Origin of the sequence: Shewanella sp. 11B5, from assembly GCF_002836795.1 — a bacterium.
In the GTDB taxonomy this organism is placed as follows: Bacteria; Pseudomonadota; Gammaproteobacteria; order Enterobacterales; family Shewanellaceae; genus Shewanella; species Shewanella frigidimarina.
In genome coordinates this window covers 1-1,067 of sequence record NZ_PJAP01000195.1, presented here as the reverse complement: position 1 = coordinate 1,067, position 1,067 = coordinate 1, and the positions used below count along the sequence as shown (strand labels likewise).

Sequence of the window (1,067 nt, the reverse complement as noted above, 5' to 3'; positions counted from 1 at the left end):
TCCTCAAATTAAACTTGATGCATAGACTGTAGATGCCAGAGCAAGGCTATCAGCTTAATCTGCCATTGCTGACATTAATCCCATTTTAGGTTTAGTTGTTTATGCCTATTGATGCCCTACTCGTCCCATCCTTAAAGGCATTAAACTTTGCCCGTGACTCAAAAAATGAAAAGGCTTTGCAATGATTGATATCACTATCGACGGAACAACACTTTCGCTTCCTAAAGCTGGCAACTTGTTAAAGGCAGCAAAAAACGCCGGTATTAACATCCCTAGCTTATGTGATTATTCTCATCGCCAAGAGAGACAACACTGCAATTTGTGCCAAGTACAAATCAAAAACCATGATGGCAGTTTACGATGTGTTCGTGCCTGTGAAACACCGCTTGAAACCGGTTTAGAGGTCATTACTCAGTCGAGCCACTTAAGCCATCTTCGGCAACAAGCACTCAAAGATATTCTGAGTGATCACTTTGCCGATTGCGAAGCGCCCTGCCAAACCGCCTGCCCAGCGGGCGTTGACGTGCAATCGTATCTGTATCATATCGGCAGAGGTGATCATAAAGAAGCTGTCAAAGTCATCAAGCAAACCTTACCTTTACCCTTGTCTATTGGCCGTGTTTGCCCCGCGTTTTGTGAAGCCCAGTGTCGCCGCGGGCTAGTAGATGAACCTGTGGCGATTCGTCAATTAAAACGTCATGCAGCAGACTTAGATTTACACGATGCAGAGTCTTATGTTCCGCCAAAAGCACCTGCTACCAACAAGCGCATTGCCATTATCGGCAGTGGCCCTGCAGGACTCACCGCGGGTTATTATTTGTCTAATAATGGCCACGATGTGACCATTATGGAGTCGGCTCCTAAAGCAGGAGGCTGGTTACGTTACGGTATTCCTGAGTACCGCTTGCCTAAAGATATACTGGATAAAGAGATTGAACTGCTCACCCGCAATGGACTTAAAATCAAAACGGGAGTTGAACTTGGCCGAAATACCAACTTAACCGAATTAGTGGCCAATTATGATGCGGTTTGCCTCGCGATTGGGGCGCAAAAAGCCGTGCCAATGA

The 1,067-nt window shown here is 46.0% G+C and carries 1 protein-coding gene; it reads left to right on the top strand.

The features are described from left to right. Positions 1-181: 181 nt before the first annotated feature. The coding region (locus CXF78_RS01590; protein WP_145991333.1) for a 2Fe-2S iron-sulfur cluster-binding protein at positions 182-1,067 on the top strand (886 nt) is incomplete at its 3' end.